General features: G+C 76.9%; 22 protein-coding genes. 8 read left to right on the forward strand and 14 right to left on the reverse strand.

Annotation, left to right across the window (positions count from 1 at the left end; genetic code table 11):
* Positions 1-118 precede the first annotated feature (118 nt).
* Together map and ACI79F_RS10885 are read right to left on the reverse strand one after the other, a co-directional pair.
* On the reverse strand, positions 119-901 hold the full coding sequence (gene map, locus ACI79F_RS10880; protein ID WP_456546982.1) for a type I methionyl aminopeptidase: 783 nt from the start codon (positions 899-901) through the stop codon (positions 119-121).
* Positions 902-948: 47 nt separating this feature from the next.
* Complete coding sequence (locus tag ACI79F_RS10885) at positions 949-1,164, reverse strand: hypothetical protein (RefSeq protein WP_456546983.1); 216 nt, start codon at positions 1,162-1,164, stop codon at positions 949-951.
* A 128-nt stretch (positions 1,165-1,292) separates the two neighbouring features.
* On the opposite strand from ACI79F_RS10885, the gene ACI79F_RS10890 reads away from it, so the two are divergent.
* Entirely contained in the window at positions 1,293-1,805 is a 513-nt protein-coding gene (locus ACI79F_RS10890) for a DUF6328 family protein (RefSeq protein WP_456546984.1), read from the forward strand.
* A 92-nt stretch (positions 1,806-1,897) separates the two neighbouring features.
* Here the strand turns inward: ACI79F_RS10890 and ACI79F_RS10895 are convergent, their stop codons facing one another.
* Positions 1,898-2,332: a very short patch repair endonuclease gene (locus ACI79F_RS10895; RefSeq protein ID WP_456546985.1), complete on the reverse strand. Its 435-nt coding sequence runs from the start codon at positions 2,330-2,332 to the stop codon at positions 1,898-1,900.
* 104 nt (positions 2,333-2,436) lie between these two features.
* Between ACI79F_RS10895 and ACI79F_RS10900 the strand changes: the two genes are divergently transcribed.
* Complete coding sequence (locus ACI79F_RS10900) at positions 2,437-3,882, forward strand: ArnT family glycosyltransferase (protein ID WP_456546986.1); 1,446 nt, start codon at positions 2,437-2,439, stop codon at positions 3,880-3,882.
* A 94-nt stretch (positions 3,883-3,976) separates the two neighbouring features.
* Positions 3,977-4,708, forward strand: coding sequence for an ABC transporter ATP-binding protein (locus tag ACI79F_RS10905; protein WP_456546987.1), 732 nt, complete (start codon positions 3,977-3,979; stop codon positions 4,706-4,708).
* On the opposite strand, the gene ACI79F_RS10910 is transcribed toward ACI79F_RS10905, so the two are convergent.
* The 6 genes from ACI79F_RS10910 to ACI79F_RS10935 all read right to left on the reverse strand — a co-directional run bounded on the left by ACI79F_RS10910 (position 4,702) and on the right by ACI79F_RS10935 (position 10,865).
* On the reverse strand, positions 4,702-5,379 hold the full coding sequence (locus ACI79F_RS10910; protein ID WP_456546988.1) for a glycosyltransferase: 678 nt from the start codon (positions 5,377-5,379) through the stop codon (positions 4,702-4,704). The genes ACI79F_RS10905 and ACI79F_RS10910 overlap by 7 nt on opposite strands.
* On the reverse strand, positions 5,376-6,233 hold the full coding sequence (locus ACI79F_RS10915; RefSeq protein ID WP_456546989.1) for an NAD-dependent epimerase/dehydratase family protein: 858 nt from the start codon (positions 6,231-6,233) through the stop codon (positions 5,376-5,378). The genes ACI79F_RS10910 and ACI79F_RS10915 overlap by 4 nt, the downstream gene beginning before the upstream one ends.
* Position 6,234: 1 nt before the next feature.
* Complete coding sequence (locus ACI79F_RS10920) at positions 6,235-7,035, reverse strand: aldolase/citrate lyase family protein (protein ID WP_456546990.1); 801 nt, start codon at positions 7,033-7,035, stop codon at positions 6,235-6,237.
* A gap of 61 nt (positions 7,036-7,096) precedes the next feature.
* A complete protein-coding gene (locus ACI79F_RS10925; RefSeq protein ID WP_456546991.1) occupies positions 7,097-8,215 on the reverse strand; it encodes an ABC transporter ATP-binding protein in 1,119 nt (372 codons plus the stop codon).
* A 23-nt stretch (positions 8,216-8,238) separates the two neighbouring features.
* Positions 8,239-9,795 (reverse strand): ABC transporter permease, encoded by a 1,557-nt coding sequence (locus ACI79F_RS10930; protein WP_456546992.1) that lies wholly within the window; start codon positions 9,793-9,795, stop codon positions 8,239-8,241.
* Positions 9,796-9,842: 47 nt separating this feature from the next.
* Positions 9,843-10,865, reverse strand: coding sequence for an iron ABC transporter substrate-binding protein (locus tag ACI79F_RS10935; protein WP_456546993.1), 1,023 nt, complete (start codon positions 10,863-10,865; stop codon positions 9,843-9,845).
* Between the two features lie 88 nt (positions 10,866-10,953).
* Here ACI79F_RS10935 and ACI79F_RS10940 point away from each other — a divergent pair, with 88 nt between their 5' ends.
* Positions 10,954-11,394, forward strand: coding sequence for a GNAT family N-acetyltransferase (locus tag ACI79F_RS10940; RefSeq protein WP_456546994.1), 441 nt, complete (start codon positions 10,954-10,956; stop codon positions 11,392-11,394).
* 7 nt (positions 11,395-11,401) lie between these two features.
* Here ACI79F_RS10940 and ACI79F_RS10945 read toward each other — a convergent pair whose 3' ends face one another.
* Positions 11,402-12,286, reverse strand: coding sequence for a bacteriorhodopsin (locus ACI79F_RS10945; RefSeq protein WP_456546995.1), 885 nt, complete (start codon positions 12,284-12,286; stop codon positions 11,402-11,404).
* An 89-nt stretch (positions 12,287-12,375) separates the two neighbouring features.
* On the opposite strand from ACI79F_RS10945, the gene ACI79F_RS10950 reads away from it, so the two are divergent.
* Positions 12,376-12,708 carry a hypothetical protein gene (locus tag ACI79F_RS10950; protein ID WP_456546996.1) on the forward strand — a complete coding sequence of 111 codons (333 nt, stop codon included), beginning with the start codon at positions 12,376-12,378 and terminating at the stop codon, positions 12,706-12,708.
* Between the two features lie 9 nt (positions 12,709-12,717).
* Here the strand turns inward: ACI79F_RS10950 and ACI79F_RS10955 are convergent, their stop codons facing one another.
* On the reverse strand, positions 12,718-13,284 hold the full coding sequence (locus ACI79F_RS10955; RefSeq protein WP_456547004.1) for a DM13 domain-containing protein: 567 nt from the start codon (positions 13,282-13,284) through the stop codon (positions 12,718-12,720).
* Between the two features lie 98 nt (positions 13,285-13,382).
* On the opposite strand from ACI79F_RS10955, the gene ACI79F_RS10960 reads away from it, so the two are divergent.
* Entirely contained in the window at positions 13,383-13,772 is a 390-nt protein-coding gene (locus ACI79F_RS10960) for a PaaI family thioesterase (RefSeq protein ID WP_456546997.1), read from the forward strand.
* A gap of 253 nt (positions 13,773-14,025) precedes the next feature.
* A complete protein-coding gene (locus tag ACI79F_RS10965) occupies positions 14,026-14,307 on the forward strand; it encodes a DUF427 domain-containing protein (protein WP_456546998.1) in 282 nt (93 codons plus the stop codon).
* Between the two features lie 45 nt (positions 14,308-14,352).
* Here the strand turns inward: ACI79F_RS10965 and ACI79F_RS10970 are convergent, their stop codons facing one another.
* Together ACI79F_RS10970 and ACI79F_RS10975 are read right to left on the reverse strand one after the other, a co-directional pair.
* Entirely contained in the window at positions 14,353-14,778 is a 426-nt protein-coding gene (locus ACI79F_RS10970) for a hypothetical protein (protein WP_456546999.1), read from the reverse strand.
* A gap of 70 nt (positions 14,779-14,848) precedes the next feature.
* Positions 14,849-15,589 carry a TetR/AcrR family transcriptional regulator gene (locus ACI79F_RS10975; protein ID WP_456547000.1) on the reverse strand — a complete coding sequence of 247 codons (741 nt, stop codon included), beginning with the start codon at positions 15,587-15,589 and terminating at the stop codon, positions 14,849-14,851.
* A 105-nt stretch (positions 15,590-15,694) separates the two neighbouring features.
* On the opposite strand from ACI79F_RS10975, the gene ACI79F_RS10980 reads away from it, so the two are divergent.
* On the forward strand, positions 15,695-17,905 hold the full coding sequence (locus ACI79F_RS10980; protein WP_456547001.1) for an MMPL family transporter: 2,211 nt from the start codon (positions 15,695-15,697) through the stop codon (positions 17,903-17,905).
* 218 nt (positions 17,906-18,123) lie between these two features.
* Here the strand turns inward: ACI79F_RS10980 and ACI79F_RS10985 are convergent, their stop codons facing one another.
* Positions 18,124-18,270, reverse strand: a complete 147-nt coding sequence (locus tag ACI79F_RS10985) for a hypothetical protein (RefSeq protein WP_456546894.1) — start codon at positions 18,268-18,270, stop codon at positions 18,124-18,126.
* Positions 18,271-18,313: the final 43 nt, after the last annotated feature.

The raw sequence follows: 18,313 nt of genomic DNA on the forward strand, positions 1-18,313 counted from the left end.
GGCCGCCGGAGGGTGCGCGACACCCCACCCCCCCCCCCCCCCCCCCCCCCCCCCCCCCCCCCCCCGCCCCCCCCCCCCCCCCCCCCCCCCCCCCCCCCCCCCCCCCCCCCCACTCCGCTCAGGCGGCGGTCAGGACGACGGGGCCCTCGTCGGTCACCGCGACCGTGTGCTCGACGTGCGCGGCGCGCCGGCCGTCGGCGGTGATCACCGCCCAGCCGTCCTTCTTGTGCTTGTAGCGCTCCTCGCCGGCCAGCAGCATCGGCTCGATCGCCAGCGTGCTGCCGGCGTGCAGCCGGACCCGGTCCAGGCCCACCGTCGGCCGGTTCGGCACGAACGGCGGCTCGTGCATCGAGCGGCCGATGCCGTGCCCGCCGTGGTCGGGCAGGTGCGCGAAGCCGTGCCGGCGGGCCACCGTGTCGATGGCGGTGGCCACGTCGAGCAGGGTGGCGCCCGGGACCGACGCGGCGATGCCCGCGGCGAGTGCTTCCTCGGTGGCGCGCACCAGCCGCTCGTCCTCCTCGCTGGCGGCGCCGCCGACGAGCAGCGTGATGGCCGCGTCGCCGTTCCAGCCGTCGACGATCGCGCCGCAGTCGATGCTCAGCACGTCCCCCTCGTGCAGCCGCCGCCCGCTGGGCCGGCCGTGCACGACGACCTCGTTGGGCGAGAGGCACAGCGCGCCGTTGTAGGCCGTCGGCGCCCACGCCGGCTTGTAGCCGAGGAAGGACGACGTCGCGCCCGCCTCGCGGATGCAGGTCTGGGCCAGGTCGTCGAGGTCGCGCAGCTTGACCCCGGGCAGGGCGGCGGCGCGCACGGCGGCCAGCGTCTCGGCGACCACCCGCCCCGCGTCGCGCATGGCGTCGAGCTCGAGGGCCGTGCGGCTGGGCAGGGTCGTCGTCTCCACGCCGTCCACGGTACGAGGGCCGCGCCGCGGGCCCTCCCCGTGCCCGGTCAGCCGCGACCGACGTCCCGGGGGTCCGGCGTCCGGAACGGCGGGTCACCCGCGTCGCCCGGGGACGGCGCGGGATCACCCTCGGCGCGGTCGGGGTCCTCCCCCTCGATGCCGAAGCCCGCGGCCGGCGGTGGCGCCCCCGTCCCGGCGTCGGCGGCGGGGATGCCGTCGTCGTGCTTCGGCAGGTGCGGCTCGAGGGGCGCGGACATCGACATGGACCGGCGCTACCCGGGACGGCGGACGCCCGTTCGGGCGACCAGGTGAACAACAGGTGGACAGCGGGCATACACCGGGCCCGAGCCCGCCGGCGACGCCACGGGGAGGCGACGAGAGGAGCGACGACATGACGACGACGCACCCGGCACGCAGCGCCGACCGCCCCGGCGCCGACGGCCGCGACGAGACCCGCGCCGAGCGCATCGACCGCGAGCTGATGGAGCTGCTCAACGAGCTGCGGGTCGCGCTCCCCGGCGTCCAGTTCCTGTTCGCCTTCCTCCTCGTCGTCCCGTTCCAGCAGGGCGGGGAGCGGATGACCGACTTCCAGCGCGACGTCTACTTCGTGACGCTGCTCGCCGCGGTCGTGGCGACCGCCCTGCTCATCGCTCCGGCGGCGCAGCACCGGGCGCTGTTCCGGCAGCACGACAAGGAGGACCTGCTGCGCCGCAGCAACCGCAACGCCTTCCTCGGCCTGACCGTCCTGGCCGTCGCGCTGGTCTCCGCGGTCCTGCTGGTGACCGACGTGCTGTTCAGTCTGTCGCAGGCGCTCGTGGCGGCAGCGGTGGTCGCCGTCCTGGTGGGCTGGCTGTGGATCGGCAGCCCGATCGTCCAGCGGGCGCGGGGCTCGCGGGCCGGCTGACCCCGCGCGCCACCCCCCATCACGGGTGTTCCCCGCGCGTCGCCGGTCCTGCAGCACCCGCGACCCGCGAGGAGCACCCGCGAGGCGAGACCTCAACCGGGGACCGGTCGGCCCAGCGCCCGGCAGATGGCGTCGGCGACGTCGTCGGGGTCCTCGTGCTCCCAAAACCGCAGCACCCGCCAGCCGAGCCCGGTCAGCAGGACGTCGACGCGGCGGTCGCGGGCGACGTTGGCGGCGAGCTTGGCCGCCCACCACCCCGCGTTCACCCGCGGGAGGTGACCGCACGTGGCGCACCCGTGCCAGAAGCAGCCGTCGAGGAAGACCACCAGGCGGCGTCCCTTCCACACGAGGTCCCCGCGGCTGCGGGTCTGCGGACGGGGACGGACGTCGACGCGGTAGCGGACACCGCGCGCGTGCAGGCGCCGGCGCACGGCCAGCTCGTGTGCCGTGTCGCGGCGCGGCTGACGGCGGAACCGGCGGGCCACCACCTCGGACGACGGCGGCGGCGCGGGACCCGGGTCGCGCACCTGTCCTGGACCCACCCGTCACCTCCCGCCGCCGGCAGCGGCACGGTAGGCGCGCGGGACGACGGTCCCGCGGAGCCGGGGGAAGGCTCCCCTACCCTCCCCGTGTGGCGGCGGGAACGGTCGAGGGCGAGCGGGCGCCGGCTCCTCCCCGCGCCGCCCGGGGACGACGGTGGGCGCCGCTGTCCGGGCTCCTCCCGCCGCTGCTGCTCGTCCTGCTCGGCTCGGTGCTCCTCGGCGCCGGGCACGGGCTGTGGTTCGACGAGCTGTTCACCGCCGAGGTCGGCCGGCTGCCGGTCGGCGACATCGTGCACGCGGCGGTCAGCGGCGAGGCGACGACCAGCTACCTGAGCGGGATCCCGCCCTCGTACAACGCCCCGTACTACCTGGTCGTCTCCGCCTGGACCTCCCTCCCCGGGCTGGACGGCGACACGTCGCTGCGGGTGCTCTCCCTGCTGGCGGCCGCGGGCGGCGTCGCCCTGCTCACCCGCGCGGTCACCCGCCTCGCCGGGCGACCGACCGGCGTCCTGGCCGGGCTGACCGTCGCCGCCAACCCGCTGCTGCTGGAGCAGGCCGTGGAGGCGCGCAGCTACGGGCTGGCCGTGCTCGCCACCGGCGGCGCGCTGCTCGGGCTGGTCCGCCACCTGCAGGACCGGCCCCGCGGGCTGCTGCTGTTCGGCCTGGCCGGCGCCGCGATGGGCCTCATGCACTGGTACGCCGTCACGGTCCTGGCCGCCTTCGTCGTCGCCGCGGTGCTGCTCCGCGGCCGGCGCGCGCTGCCGGTCGTCGTCGTGGGCGCGCTGGCCGCGCTGCCGGCGGCAGCCCTGGTGGGCATGAACCTGCTCAACGGCACCGGCGGCCGCAACGCCGAGCACCTGCGCGACACCGGCGGCACGCTGGCCGACCTCGCCGTCGAGGCCTGGGCCGGCGGCCGCACCCCGCTGCTCTACCTCACCGTGGCGCTCGCCGTCCTCGGCGCGGTCCGCGGGCGCGGGGTGCGGGTGCTGGGCGCCTGCTGGGTGCTCGTGCCGCTCCTGCTGCTCCTGCTCGCCGAGCTGGCGCGCCCGGTCTACCTGCCGCGCTACCTGCTGGCCGGGCTGCTCGGGCTGGGCGTCCTCGCCGCGGCCGGCGCGCTGGCCGTGCCGCGCGGGGCCCGCGCCGCCGCGGGCGCCGTCCTCGTCGCCTTCTCCCTGCTGGCCGCCGCGCCGCTGGCCGACCGCGAGCCCCGCGAGCAGGCCGACCGCCTGCTCGAGTCCCTCGTGGCGATGCACGCGCCCGGCGAGCCGGTCGTCGCCGCCGACCTGCGCTCGGCCATGGGGCTGGATCACTACGTGCGCACCCGCGAGCCGGAGCTGCGCCCCGACCTGCTGCTCCCGCCCGACGACGCCCCGCCGGGCGCCGACCGCGTGTGGCTGGTGCGCCGGCAGCTGCCGGGCGGCTACTCCTCGACCGACGACGTCGACCTGCTGACCGCCGCCGGGCTGACCCTGGCCCGCGAGTGGTCGTTCCCGGGCAGCAAGACCGACCTGGCGCTGCAGCTCTGGACCCGGTGACGCCCCGGGACCGATGAGTCCGCCGGGCCGGGCGCGTCCTTGCTGGCGCACCCGTGCGGCGACCCCCGCCGGACGGGACCGGGGAGGTGGGCTCGTGACGGCGCACCGCCGCGACGGGGCACCCGCCGCCCGGGCCGACCCGGCCGTCGAGGCCGTCGGCCTGGTTGCGGGGGTCGGCGGCACCCGCGCCCTCGACGGCGTCGACCTGTGCGTCCCTCCCGGCAGCGTGCACGGCCTGCTGGGACCGGCCGGGGCGGGCAAGACGACGGCGCTGCGCGTGCTGGCCGGCCTGCTGCCCCCCGCCGGCGGCTCGGTGCGGGTGCTCGGGCACGACGTCGGCACCGAGGCCGCGGCCGTCCGCGCCCGGGTCGGCCGCACCGGGCGGTCGGCCGGCTTCGACGAGGAGCGCAGCGGGGCGGCCAACCTGCGGCAGCTGGCCCGGCTGCTCGGCTACTCGCGGCCCGCCGCGGTGATGCGGACCGGCCAGCTGCTCGCCGGGTTCGGGCTGTCCGAGGCGGCGGAGCGCCGGCTCGCCACCTACACCCCCGCGATGCGCCGCCGCCTCGACCTCGCCGCGAGCATCGTCGTCCGCCCCGACCTCGTGCTCCTGGACGAGCCGACCACCGACCTGGACCCGCACTGCCGCGCCGAGGTGGCCGCCGTCCTGCGCGCCCTGGTCCGCGCCGGGACGACGGTGCTGCTGGCCACCCGGGACCCGCGCGAGGCCACCCGGCTCGCCGACCGCCTCACCCTGCTGGAGGCCGGCCGCGTGGTGGCCGAGGGGACGCCGGCGCAGCTGCGGACCGCCGCCGCGCTCCCTCAGTGACGACGGTGCCGCAGCGCCCACCGCAGGGACCGGACCGACTGGGCCAGCCGCGCGCGGCCGGTCCACGCCGACCGGCCGCTCGGCCGGGGGTCGCGGGCCACCGGCACGCTGGTCACCGGCCGGCCGGCCAGCCCCACGGCGAGCACGACGCTCGGCGCGGCCTGCGCCAGCACCGCCGCCCGGACCGCCGGCCCCATCGCCAGGAAGGCGCCGGCGTCCGGCGGCAGCCCGGTGAGCCGGGCCGCGACCCGGCGGTGCACGGCGCCGGTCACCCGGCGCAGCGGCGAGGTGTAGGTGCCGCGCCGGCCGGCGAAGACCGCCTCGACGTCGCCGGCGGCCAGCCGGTCCAGCAGCAGCGGCACCGCCTCGGGCGGGTCCTGCAGGTCGGCGTCCAGGCAGACCCACTGGTCGGCGTGCGGCTCCGCCGACAGCCCCTGCGCGATCGCCGCGTGCTGGCCGACGTTCTCGGTCAGCACGGTCGCGGTGATCCGCGGCTCGTCGTGCGCCAGGTCGTGCGCCACCCGGGCGCTGTCGTCCGGCGACCCGTCCACGACCAGCCGCAGCCGCCAGTCCCGGCCGGCCAGCGCCGCACCCAGCCGCTCGGCCAGGGCCGGCAGGGTGTCGGCGTTGCCGTAGACCGGGACGACGACGGCGACGCGGGCGCCGCTCACCGGTACTCCTCGGCCCAGATCCGGCGCAGGCCCTCCTCCAGGCCCACGGTCGGCCGCCAGCCGAGCAGCCGCGCCGCGGCCCGCGGGTCGCACACCCAGTCGGCGGTGTCCCACGAGCGGCCCGGGTGCGCGCCGGGGGCGGTGGCGATCGGCCGCCCGGTGGCCCGCTCCGCGGTGGCGACCAGCTCGTCGGTGGCGGTCTGCCCGCCGGTGCCGATGTTGAGCACCTGCCCGGCCGGCAGGTCGTCGGTGGTGGCCGCCCGCACGCAGGCGTCCACCACGTCGTCCACCCACACCCAGTCCCGCCGGCTGACCGCGGCCGGCAGCGGCACGGTGCCGCCGTCGCGGGCGGCGGCGAGGACCACCGGCACCAGCCGGGTGGGGTGGTCCCCCGGCCCGTACACCTGGAAGGCCCGCAGCACCGCCGACCGCACGCCTCGCTCCGCGGCGGCCGCCTGCAGCAGCAGCGAGCCCGCGGCCTTGGTGGCACCGAAGAAGCCGCGCGGGCGCAGCGGCGCGTCCTCGGTCAGCGGCGCCGGCCCGGCCGCGTACTCGGTGGAGGAGCCCAGCCGCACCACCGCGCGGCAGCGGTCGGGCAGCGCGTCGACCAGCCAGGGGCTGGTGTTGACCGCGACGGTGGCGGCCCGCTCGGCGGCGGTCGCCTTCGCCCGCCCCGCGGCGAGGGAGAAGGCGACGTCGGGGTCGGCGGCGCGCACGGCGGCCGCGCCGGCGGCGGGGTCTGCCAGGTCGACGTCGGCCCGGGTCAGGCCGGTGACGTCCCAGCCGTCGGCCCGGAGCCGCCGCACGAGGTGCCGCCCGACGAAGCCGCCGGCGCCGGTGACGAGCGCCCGCACGTCAGGCCGGGGCGGTCACGGAGGAGGCGGGGGCGGCCCGGCCGGTCACGGCGGCGACGAAGTCCTCCCGGCGGCCGGCGGCGAGGACCGGGTCGGCGGCCGCCAGCTCCCGCAGGCCCGCCAGCAGCGCCGGCACCTCGACGAACGGGTCCCGGCCGGCCATGTCGGCGGTGAACGACCGGCGCAGGAAGGTGAAGTCGGTGCCGAGCCGGACCAGCTCGGCGGCCAGCAGCTCGCTGGGCACCGGCGCGCCGCCGCCCAGCAGCGTCAGGCCGCCGACGCCGAACGGCTGCGCGACCGCGGCCCGCACGGCGTCGACCGTGCCGTCGACCAGCGGCTGGAACAGGGAGGTGCTGCGCCGGTCGATGCGCAGGTCGTTGAGGCCGACGTAGAGCCGCGACAGCGGCCGCCGGGCCAGCGCGGCGACCCGGTCGACGGCGTCCTGGGTCTCCACCAGGATGCCCACCCCGCAGCGGCCGGCGACCAGGTCGAGGGTGCGGTCGACCTCTTCGGTGCCGCGCACCATGGGCAGCAGCACCTCGTCCGCGCCGGCGGCGACCGCGTCGGCCACCTCGCCCGCCGTCCAGGGCCCGTACCCGTTGACCCGGCACAGCAGCCGGCCGTCGGTGGCCGCCCGCATGCGGACGAGGTCGTCGAGGGTGTCGGCGTTGATCTGGGTGCCCTCGCCGCGCTGCCGGCGGTGCTTCCCGCGGCGTTCCCAGTCGACGACGATCCCGGCGGCGCCGGCGGCGACGACGTCGCGCCCCCAGCCGGGGTCCACGGTGAAGAGCAACAGGTCCACGGCTCGTGAGCTTAGGCACACCTAAGCGTTTCCGTGCGACCGCGTTCCCCGGGGCGCGCCGTCAGCCGGCGGCGGGCACCTGCGGGGGCAGCGCCGGCGCGGGGGCGGGATCGCCGGCGTCGCCGTCCGGCCGACCGGCCGGGGCCGCGTCCACCGGGAACGGCAGCGCCCCGCCGAGCACCTCGATCGCCACCTCGTCACCCGGGGCGGGCAGGGCCCGGCCCTCCAGCCGGGCGCTCACGGTGCGGCCGGAGGGCAGCTGCAGCCGCACCCGGGCGTCGTGGCCGAAGAAGTCGACCGCGGCCACGCGCGCGGCCACCGCGCCGGTGTCGGGCGCGGCCAGCCGCAGCTGCTCCGGGCGCAGCAGCACGGCGGCGGGGCCGTCGGCGAAGCCGTGCTCGAGCGGCAGGACGCCGAGCTCGGAGTGCGCCCGGCCGGCCCGGACGTCGGCGGACAGGACGACGGCCTCGCCGACGAACGTCGCCACGTCGAGGTCCCGCGGGCGGCGGTACAGCGTCCGCGGATCGGCCAACTGAACGAGCCGGCCGCCGCGCAGCACCGCCACCTGGTCGGCCATCGACAGCGCCTCCGACTGGTCGTGGGTGACCAGGACGGCGGTGGCGCCGGTCGCCGCCAGTGCGTCGGACACGGCCCGGCGGGTCTCCTCGCGCAGCGAGGCGTCGAGCGAGGAGAACGGCTCGTCCAGCAGCACCAGCGACGGCCGCGGCGCCAGCGCCCGGGCCAGCGCGACCCGCTGCTGCTGCCCGCCGGAGAGCTGGTGCGGCGAGCGGTCGGCCAGCGCGGCGTCCAGGCCGACCAGCGCCAGCAGGTCCGCGACCAGGGCGCGATCGCGCCGCTGCCGCCGCGGGAGGCCGAAGGTGACGTTGCCGGCCACCGTGAGGTGCGGGAACAGCCCGCCCTCCTGCGGCACGAAGCCGATCCCCCGCCGCCGCGCCGGCACCCGGCGCCCGCCGCCGGCGACCACCCGCCCGCCGAGCTCCACCGTGCCGGTGTCCGGGTCGTCGAAGCCCGCGACGATCCGCAGCAGCGTCGTCTTGCCGCAGCCGGAGGGGCCGAGCAGCGCCGTCGTCGTCCCGGTGGGCACGTGCAGGTCGATGCCGGTCAGGACCGGGGTCGGACCGTAGGACTTGGTCACGTCCAGGACGGTGAGGGCGCTCATGTGGTCAGACCTCGGCAGGGCACTCAGGTCGTCAGACCGGATCGGACATCGCGGGAGAGCAGCACGGTAGCCGGGGCGGACAGCAGCACCATGACGAGGGCGTACGGCGCGGCGGCGCCGTACTCCAGGGCGCTGCTCGACGACCAGAACGCCGTCGCCAGCGTCGTCGTCCCGGTCGGGGCGAGCAGCAGGGTGGCGGTCAGCTCGGTGACGACGGCGAGGAACACCAGCGCCGCGCCGGCGCCGATGCCCGGGGCCAGCAGCGGCAGCGTGACCCGCCACAGCCGGGACGGCGCGGAGGCGCCCAGCGACGCGGCGACGTCGTCGTGCAGCTGGGGCGACTGCTCGACGGCCGCCCGCACGGTGACGATCGCCCGCGGGAGGAACAGGATCGCGTAGGCGGCCAGCAGCACCGGCACCGTCTGGTACAGCCACGGCGTCACGCGGATGCTCACCGTGACCAGCGCCAGCGCGATCACGATGCCCGGCACCGCGCTGCCCAGGTAGGTGCTGCGCTCCAGCAGGGTGCTGACCGGGCCGCGGCGGCGCACCGCCAGCCAGCCGGTGGGCAGCGCCATCGCGGTGGTCACCAGGGCGGCGACGGCGGCCAGGCCCAGCGTCGAGCCGGTGGTGGTGGCCAGCTCGCCCAGGTCGAGCTCGGTCGAGGCACCGCGGACCAGCCAGGTGACCAGGCTGGCCAGCGGCACCACCAGCGCCAGCCCGACCAGGGCGGCCACCCCGGCGAGGGCGGGCGCGGTGAGCCCGCCGAGCCGCACCGGCCGCGGCGGGCGGGCGACCCCCGCGCCGGTGCGGGCGTACCCGCGGCGGCCGCGCAGCCGGATCTCCGCGACCAGCAGGACCAGGCAGAGCAGGACGAGCACCCCGGCCAGCGCGGTCGCGCCGGGGCCGTTGAACGTGGCGCGGTACTGGTCGTAGATGGCGGTGGTGAAGGTCGGGTAGCGCAGCATCGCGAACGCCCCGAACTCGCCCAGGACGTGCAGCGCGATGAGCAGGCCGCCGCCCAGGACGGCGACGCGCAGCTGCGGCAGCTGCACCCGCCGGAACACCGCCCAGGTCGACAGACCCAGGCCGCGGGCGGTGTCCTCCAGCGCCGGGTCCAGCCCGCGGAACGCGGCGACCGCCGGCAGGTAGACGAACGGGAAGTAGGACAGCGACACCACCAGCAGCGCGCCGCCGTAGGTGTCCAGGCCCGGCAGCAGCGAGATCCAGGCGTAGCTGTTGACGAACGCCGGCACCGCCAGCGGCGCGACCAGCAGCACGTGCCACACCCGGCGGCCGGGCAGCGCGGTGCGCTCCACCAGCCACGCCGCGCCGACCCCGAGGACGGCGCAGACGGCCACCGTGCCGGCCACCAGCCGGGTGGTGTTCCACAGCAGGTCGGCCACCCGGCGGCGGAAGACCAGCTCGGAGATGCCGCTCCAGCCCATCTCCACGGCGCCGGTGACGATGTGGCCGAGCGGGACCAGCGCGAGGGCGGCGACGGCCGCGGCGAGCAGCAGGGTCACCGGCGAGCGGCGCAGCTCGCGCAGGCCCGCGGGCGCGCGCCGGCCCCGGGGCACCGGCCGGTCGGCCGGCGTCCCGGGGGCCGGGAGCGACGCCGGGGCGCTCAGAGCAGCCCCACCTCCTGCATGAGCTCGGTGACCCGCTCCTGGTCCAGCCCGCCCGGGTCGACGTCGGGGGCGCCCAGGGTGTCCAGCGGGGGCAGCGCCTCGGCCGAGGCGACCCCGGTGCCCACGGCGTACTCCAGGGCGGAGCTCTGCGCGAGCCGCTCCTGCGCCTCGGGGCTGGTCAGGTACTCCACCAGCCGCTGGGCGTCGTCGGGCTGGTCGGAGGAGGCGAGCACGCCGGCGCCGGAGACGCTGAGGAAGGCGCCGGGGTCGGCGTTGCCGAAGAAGTGCAGCGCGGCGTCGTCCCCGCGCAGGGCGTTCTCGGCCTGGTCCCGGTACCAGTAGTAGTGGTACATGATCCCGGCGTCGATCTCGCCCTCGTCGGCGGCGGTCATCACCGCGGTGTTGCTCTGGTAGACGTCGGCGTTGCGCTCCAGCCCCTCCAGCCAGGCCCGGGTCTCGTCCTCCCCGCGCAGCGCCAGCACGGCGCTGACGATGGCCTGGAAGTCCGCGCCGCCGGCGGCGATGCCGATCCGGCCCTCCCACGCGGGGTCGGCCAGCTCCATGATCGACGCCGGCAGCTCGGCCTCCGGGAGCTGCGCCGGGTTGTAGACCAGCACGGTGCTGCGCGCGGCGAAGCCGGTCCAGGTGCCCGACGCCGGCCGGAACTGCGGGCCGACCTGGTCGAGGGTCGCCTGCTCCAGCGGGGCGAGCAGGCCCTCGCGGTCGAGCACGTCGATGGCCGGGCTGTTCTCGGTCAGGTAGACGTCCGCGGGCGAGGCGTCGCCCTCCTGGATGATCTGGTTGGCCAGCTCCGCGTCGTTGCCCTCGCGGAACTCCAGCTCGATGCCGGTCTCCTCGGTGAAGTCCTCGAGCATCGTCCGCACGAGGCTCTCGTGCTGGGCGCTGTAGACGGTGAGGGTGTCGCCGTCCGCCCCGGCGGTGCCGCCGCAGGCGGCCAGCGTCCCGGTCACGGTGAGGGCGGTGAGAACGGCGGCGGTCGCGCGCCCAGGGCTGTACACGGGTCCTCCAGCGATACGTAGGCCAGCCACACCTAAGCAGAAGACGGTACCTCCGCGGCCACCCGGCGCCGTGGGCTACAACGGGCGGGTGGCCGCACCCGTCTTCCGCACCGCCCCCTTCGCCGACCTGACCCCGTTCGAGGTCTACGCCCTGTGCCGGCTGCGGGTCGACGTCTTCGTCGTCGAGCAGCAGTGCCCCTATCCGGAGCTCGACGGCCGCGACGTCGAGCCGGCCACCGTGCACCTGTGGGCCGAGGTCGACGGCGAGGTGGCGGCCACCATCCGGGTCCTGGACGACGGCGCGACGCGCGCCATCGGGCGGGTGGCGACCGCGCCGGCGCACCGCGGGCTGGGCCTGGCCGCGCAGCTCATCGAGGCCGGCATCGCCCTGTGCGACGGGTACCCGATCACGCTGGGCGCCCAGGCGCACCTCGAGGGCTGGTACGAGCGGTTCGGCTTCCGGCGCAGCGGACCCGGCTACGACGAGGACGGCATCCCGCACGTCCCGATGCGGCGCGAGCCGGCCTGACCCCCGCTCACCGCCGGGCGACGCGGCGGACCTCGGGCTGCACGCCGTCGCTCTTGTGCACGTTGCTCGACCAGACCGGCTCGGGGTGGGTGTCGGCGCCGGCGGCGACGTCCTCGGCGGTGCGCAGCTTGGCCACCTTGTGCACCAGCACGCCGAAGCCGATCTTGGCGATGACGTCGGCGACCGAGTAGGCGACCTGCATCGCGGTGTACCAGGCCGGCGTGACGTCGGCGAAGACCGGCACCGCGTAGACCAGCGGGTAGATGCCGAAGCTGCTGAGCAGCACGATCGTGGCGTTGCGCAGGCTGGTCGCCGCCTCGGCACCCATGGTCGGCAGCGACGCGCGCACCGCCGCGATCAGCGCCACGTAGAGGTAGGCGAAGAAGGCGGTGCTGATCAGCCCCCAGACGACCAGCGCGAGCCGGTCGCGCCCCTCCCCCACCACCTGGGCGCCCACGTATCCGGTGACGATCATGAGGAAGGCCGCGGCCATCGCCCCGGCCCGCACCCGCCGGGCCCGCGCGCCGGCCAGCGAGCACACGGCGAGCAGCTCGACGGTCAGCAGCGGCACGGTGACCGACCAGTCGATGTACCGCGTGCCCTCCGTCGTCCGGGCCTCCTCGGTCGGCGCGTACACCCCGTCGACCAGCCGGAAGCCGCCGTCGACGTCGGACCAGAGGACGGCGTACGCCACGGTCGCCACCGCGGCCAGGCACACCGCCGCGTACGCCGAGGGCCGGTACCGCGCCGACACCTCGTCCCGGCTCACCAGCGCGTACAGGAAGTAGGCCAGCAGCGCCAGGCCGGCGCCGAGCACCGCGAACTGGACGACGTCGTACTGGCCGGGGGTGAGCGTCTGCAGCTCGGGGGCACGGCTGTCGGCAGGGTCCACGGGTCAGCTCCGGGGGGACGGCGGGCGGGATCCCCCGGCAGTCCCCCCGGGTCGGTGCCGCCACACCCGCGGCGGGCACCATCGCCGGCGTGGACGACGCCGACCTGCTGCGCGCCGTCGCGGCGCGGCTCGAGGCCCTGGCGGCCCGGACGACGCGGGGCGACTGGCGCACGACGGGCCTGCTCGCCAGCCGGCCGGAGGTCGTGGCGGTGCGCCCGGACGGCGGGCGGGAGCACGTGGCCGAGGCCCGGGCCGGGTCCGGCCCGTGGATCGCCGCCCTCTCCCCCGCGGTCGCCGCGCCGCTGGCCGCCGCGCTCCGGGCCGCCGCCGCGGACCCCGCCGGGGCGCCGGAGCTGGTCGCGCTCGCCGCGGTGCTCGCCGGCCGGCTGGGGGTCGCCGACGCCGGCCTCCGCGGCGTCTGACGACCCCGGTCAGGTCGCGGCGGGCGCCAGGTCGGCGGCGCCGAAGGCGGCGTCGAACCGGTCGCACCAGATGACGACGCTGGTGAAGCCGGTGGCGTCGACGCCGGCGGGCACCACGTAGTTCTGGTCGCCGACGTTGCCCTTGAGCGCGCCGAGGTCGACGAACTCGTCGTCGAAGGCGGCCTCCGTGCCCGCGGCGGGGTTCTGCGACAGGTAGACGTACAGCGCCGGGCCGTTGGAGGTCTCGAAGCCCTCCAGGCGCACGATCACCTGCCCGTCGGGCAACTGCACGACGCGGGCGGTGCCCACGGTCTCGTGCTCCCGGGAGACGAACGTGCCCGTCGCGAGGTCCACCGGCTGCGCCGGCGCGGACGGCGTCGCGGTGCTGCCGCCGGTGCCGCCGTCGCCCCCGCCCGCGTTCTGCTCGGCGGCCGAGGGCGCGGCGGCGGTCGGCAGGGCCTCGGACACCTCGTCGTCGTAGAACAGCTTCTGCGGCTGGAACCAGACCAGCACGAACGCCCCCAGGGCCGCCACCACGAGAGCCGCCGTCAGCCAGGCCCAGGTCCTCCGCCGCATCGCCACGGCGCGGCAATGTAGACGCCGCGCCGGCGTCCGGACAGGCATCCGCGCGCGGGCTCCGCGTGCCCTCCGGCCGGGGCGGGTAGGGGCCGGCGATGGCTGACGACACGACCCCGGGTGGCTTCGCCGGCCGGCTCGGCATCCGGGTGGCGGACACCGGGGACGGCGGCGCGCGGCTGGCCTTCGAGGTCACCGACGAGCACCTCAACCCGGCCGGGACGCTGCACGGCGGCGTCCTCGCCACCCTCGTCGACACCGCGATGGGTCAGGCGGTGCGGACGGTGACCGGCGAGGGCGACGTCCCGGCGACCAGCCAGCTCACGGTCACGTACCTGCGGCCGGGCAGGCCCGGACCGCTCGAGGTCACCGCCGCCGTGCGCACCCGCGGTGAGCACCTGACGGTCTGCGAGGCCGACGTGGAGCAGGACGGGAAGGCGGTCGCGCACGCCGTCGCGACCTTCGCGCTGCTGCACGACCGGGCCTGAGGCCGCCGCTACTCCGCGGCCACCACCCCGGCGACGGCGGCCGGGGCGGGGCCGGCCCCCTGGTCGTCGCGGCCGCCGACGCGGTCCTGGTCGTGCGGATCGTTCGGGGACTGCGACACGACTGCCTCCGAGCACGGGTGCCGCTCCACCGTGGCAGCCGGCTCTGGGCCGGCGGAGCCGTCCGGACATGCCAGGCGGGCGCCCCCTCACACGTGCCGTGCGCGAGGTGGCGCGGGAGGGGCACGATCGGGGCATGACCACCGCCACCTGGAACGGCACCGTGATCGCCGAGTCCGACGACATCGTCACCGTCGAGGGCAACGCCTACTTCCCGCGCGCGTCGGTGCGCGAGGACGTGCTGCGGCCGTCCGACACGCACACCACCTGCCCGTGGAAGGGCCAGGCGTCCTACTTCTCGATCGAGGTGGACGGGCAGGTCAACCGCGACGCGGCGTGGTTCTACCCCGAGCCGAAGCCGGCGGCGGAGGAGATCACCGGGCGGGTGGCGTTCTGGCGGGGCGTCGAGGTCCGCTGACGCCCTCGGCCGCCTGAGACCGCGGCCCGGCCGGGCGCGGCGTGGTCAGCGGCGGGGGCGGGCGCCGGCCAGGTCGCGGGCCGACGCGGCGTCGTCCGGGTCGAGCGCGCGGCTGCGCTCCTGGTGCTCGATGAGCCGGTGGTAGGCCGTCCAGGCCTCCTCGGGGGCGACGTCCAGCGCGGCGGCGATCTGGTCCCACCCGGCCCCGCCGCGCAGCGCGGCGCGGATGCCGATCAGCTGGCTGTCGCGGGCCTTGCGCGCGATGACCTCACCGAGGGCGAGCAGCTCGAGGGACTCCGGGACGTCGAGGTTGGTCTCGGTGTCGCGGATGGCGCTCCAGTCGTCGGGGTCGTCGCCGGCGACGGTGTTGAGCGTGGCGGCCCCGCTGTCCCGGCGGCTGAGGAAGTCCAGGCGGGTGGCGGCGGTGTTCAGGGAGAACTCCCGCTCGAGGGCCTCGGGCGTGATGTACATGGCCTCCACCATGCCCCGGCGGCGCCACCCGCGGCGAGCCGGGACGACGCGACGCCGGACACGCCGGCGCTCAGCGCGGCGGCGCGTAGTCGGCCGAGATGCCGAGCTCGGCCGCGATCCGCTGCATCTCGGCCTCGAACATCGGCTCCGGGTCGTCGAGGGCGAACCGCAGGTGGCCGAACACCTCCATGCAGACCATGCCGTAGAGGCGGATCCAGCAGGAGAGGAAGACCGACATCACGCCCAGGGGCAGGGCGACCGGCAGCTTCGCGCACCAGGCCCGCAGCTGGGCCTGCAGCTGCGGCGAGAGCTCGTCGTCGGCCGGCACCGGGAACGACCGCTCGCGGTGGACCTGGGCCATGAGGGCGGCGAAGACGCCGCCGAACCGGGCGCCGGCCTCCTGCTCGGGAGCCGGCGGTGCGGGCGGCGCCGGCACCATGCCGACCGGGGCGCTGCCGAACAGCAGCCCGAACTCGGCTGGGTGGCCGGTGGCCCACGACCGGAACGCCCGCGCGGCGGCGAGCAGCTGCGCCCCCGGCCGCGGCGGGACGACGGCGTCGCGGGCGGCCTCGAGGTGGTCGGACAGCTCGTCGTAGAGGTCGGCGACCAGGCGGTCGAGCAGGTCCTCGCGGCTGGCGAAGTAGCGGTAGAGCGCCGGCGCGCTCATCCCCATCTCGCGGGCGATCGCGCGCAGCGCCAGCCCCTCGGGACCGGCGTCGACGAGCAGCTTGCGGGCGGTCCGCAGGATCTCCGACAGCGTGTCGGCGCGTGCCCGCTCGCGCCGCGAGCCGATCCCGGCGACCTCCGACATCGCGTCCTCCCGACGGACCGCTTGACGACAGTGAACGGTGTATGCACAGTTATCGGCGTTAGCTAACGCCGTTCACTCAGTCTAGCCGCCTCCCGAGGAGGACCCGTGTTCGAGACCCTCGGTCGAGTGGTGTACCGGCGGCGCCGAGCCGTCGTCGCCCTCGCCGTGCTCTTCCTGGTGGTCGCCGGAATCTGGGGCACCGGCGTGTTCGGCCGGCTGACCGGCGCCGGCTTCGAGGACCCCGACAGTGAGAGCTCCCGCGCCGCGGCGCTCGCCGAGCAGGAGCTCGGCCGGGACGCCGCCGACGTCGTCGTCCTGTACTCCGCCGACTCCGCCACGGTCGACGACCCCGCCTACCGGGCGGCCGTCGAGGAGTCGCTCGCCGCCCTCCCGCAGGACCTGCTCGCCCGCACCACCACCTACTGGGACGGCGGCGGCGAAGCGCTGGTCAGCGACGACCGGCGGGAGACCTTCGCCGTGCTCACCCTCGCCGGCGGGGCGGACGACGCCGACGCGGTGGCCGCCGTCGACGAGGCGCTCGAGGCCGCCGCACCCCCGGGGCTGCAGACGCAGCTGGGCGGGGCGGCGGTGGTGAACGCCGACATCTCCGAGCGGGTCAGCGCCGACATCGCGCGGGCCGAGACGATCTCCATGCCGGTGCTCGCGGTGCTGCTGGTCGTCGTCTTCGGCAGCCTCGCGGCGGCGAGCCTCCCGCTGGCCATCGGCGGCACGGCGATCCTCGGCGCCTTCCTCGCGCTCCGCGTCATCAGCGGGTTCACCGACGTCTCGGTGTTCGCGGTCAACGTGGTCACGATCCTGGGCCTGGGCCTGGCCATCGACTACGGCCTGTTCGTCGTCGGCCGGTTCCGCGAGGAGGTCCGCCGGCGGGCGACCGTGGAGGACGCGCTGGCCGCCACCATGGCCACCGCCGGGCGCACCGTCGCCGTCTCGGGGATCACCGTGGCGCTCTCCCTGGCCGGGCTGCTCGTCTTCCCGCAGGTGTTCCTGCGCTCCATGGGCTTCGGCGGGATCGCCGCCGTCCTCGTCGCGGTCCTCGCCGCGCTCACGCTGCTGCCGGCGCTGCTGGGGATGCTCGGGCACCGGGTCGACGCGCTGTCGGTCCGGCCGTTCCTCCGCCGGCTGCGCCCTGGCCGGCGCGCCGCCGTCGCCGACCCGGCGCGCGAGGGCGGCTGGGCCCGCGTCGCGCGCGGCGTCATGCGCCGGCCGCTGCTGGTCTCCGTCGCCGTCGTCGCGCTCCTGGTCGCGCTGGCCCTGCCGTTCCTGCGGGTCCAGTGGGGCGCGATCGACGCCCGGGCGCTGCCCGCCGGGACCGAGAGCCGCGTCGTCTCCGAGACCATCGAGCGGGACTTCCCCGCCCCGCCGGCCGCGCCGATCGACGCGGTCGTCACGCTCGCCGACCCGGTCGACTCCCCCGCCGGGCGCGCTGCGCTGGACGGCTACCTCGCCGACGTCGCCGCCGTCCCGGGCGTGGACGGCGTGGCCGTGACCGGCGCGGAGGGGACGACGGCGCGGGTGGCGGTCGGCTACGACGGCGACCCGGCCGGCCCCGCGGCCCGCGACCTGGTCGGCGCCGTCCGCGACGTGCCGGCCCCGGACGGCGGCGCGGTGCTCGTCGGCGGCGAGAGCGCCGTGATGACCGACCTGCTGGACAGCCTCGGGTCGCTGCTGCCGTGGATGGCGCTGCTCGTCGTCGCGACGACGTTCGTGCTGCTGTTCCTGGCCTTCGGCTCGCTGGTCCTGCCGCTCAAGGCGGTGCTGGTGAACGTCCTGTCCTTGGGCGCCTCGTTCGGCGCGCTGGTCTGGATCTTCCAGGAGGGCAACCTCTCGGGGGTCCTGGACTTCACCCCGACCGGCTTCGTGGAGGCCACCCAGCCGATCCTCGTGCTGGCCATCGTCTTCGGGCTGTCGATGGACTACGAGGTCTTCCTGATGTCGCGGATCCGCGAGGAGTACGACCGCACCGGCGACAACGCGGCCGCCGTGGCCACCGGCCTGCAGCGCACCGGCGGGGTGATCACCAGCGCCGCACTGCTGCTGGTCGTCGTCATCGGGGCGTTCTCGCTGTCGGGGATCACCTTCATCAAGATGATCGGCGTCGCGATGGCCATCGCCGTCGTCCTGGACGCGACCGTCGTCCGGCTGCTGCTGGTCCCGGCCACGATGCGGCTGCTCGGGCGGGCCAACTGGTGGGCCCCGACGCCGCTGCGCCGGTTCCACGCCCGCTACGGCATCCGCGAGGGGGACGGCGACCCCGTCCCGGCACCCCGGGAGCCGGAGCTCGCGCCGGTTCCCTGACCCCGGACCCGGCCGCGCCGCACGTCGTGCGGCGCGGCCGGGCCGCTCGGCGGGCGGGCCGCGGGCGTGCGCCAGGTGTCGGGGCGGCCGCGGTCGTCGTCCCTCGCCGCGTCCTCACCGCAGCGCGTCCTCCTTCACCGCAGCGCGTCCTCCCTCACCGCACACCGCGAGGGAGGACACCGCACGATCAGGTCACCTGATCCCAGCGGGCGGGGCGCTCAGCGCGCGGGCACCGCCGGCGGGACCGGCGGCTTGCGGCGGGTCTCGATCCGCAGCACCGGCTGCGTCAGGGCCAGCAGCTCGGTGCCGCAGGAGACGCAGAAGCGGCCACGCTGGTCGTGGGTGCCGCAGGTGGGGCAGGGCACGGGTTCTCCTCGCTCCGGGAGTCCGACGGGACTCGGGGGTGGC

Source organism: Blastococcus sp. SYSU D00868, from assembly GCF_054050575.1.

Bases quoted from the DNA above. Each gene is read 5' to 3' on its own strand.
- ACI79F_RS10960 (WP_456546997.1), top strand. From the start codon at position 13,383: ATGGCTGACGACACGACCCCGGGTGGCTTCGCCGGCCGGCTCGGCATC.
- ACI79F_RS10925 (WP_456546991.1), bottom strand. From the start codon at position 8,215: ATGAGCGCCCTCACCGTCCTGGACGTGACCAAGTCCTACGGTCCGACC.
- ACI79F_RS10975 (WP_456547000.1), bottom strand. From the start codon at position 15,589: ATGTCGGAGGTCGCCGGGATCGGCTCGCGGCGCGAGCGGGCACGCGCC.
- ACI79F_RS10885 (WP_456546983.1), bottom strand. From the start codon at position 1,164: ATGTCGATGTCCGCGCCCCTCGAGCCGCACCTGCCGAAGCACGACGAC.
- ACI79F_RS10970 (WP_456546999.1), bottom strand. From the start codon at position 14,778: ATGTACATCACGCCCGAGGCCCTCGAGCGGGAGTTCTCCCTGAACACC.
- ACI79F_RS10890 (WP_456546984.1), top strand. From the start codon at position 1,293: ATGACGACGACGCACCCGGCACGCAGCGCCGACCGCCCCGGCGCCGAC.
- ACI79F_RS10955 (WP_456547004.1), bottom strand. From the start codon at position 13,284: ATGCGGCGGAGGACCTGGGCCTGGCTGACGGCGGCTCTCGTGGTGGCG.
- ACI79F_RS10965 (WP_456546998.1), top strand. From the start codon at position 14,026: ATGACCACCGCCACCTGGAACGGCACCGTGATCGCCGAGTCCGACGAC.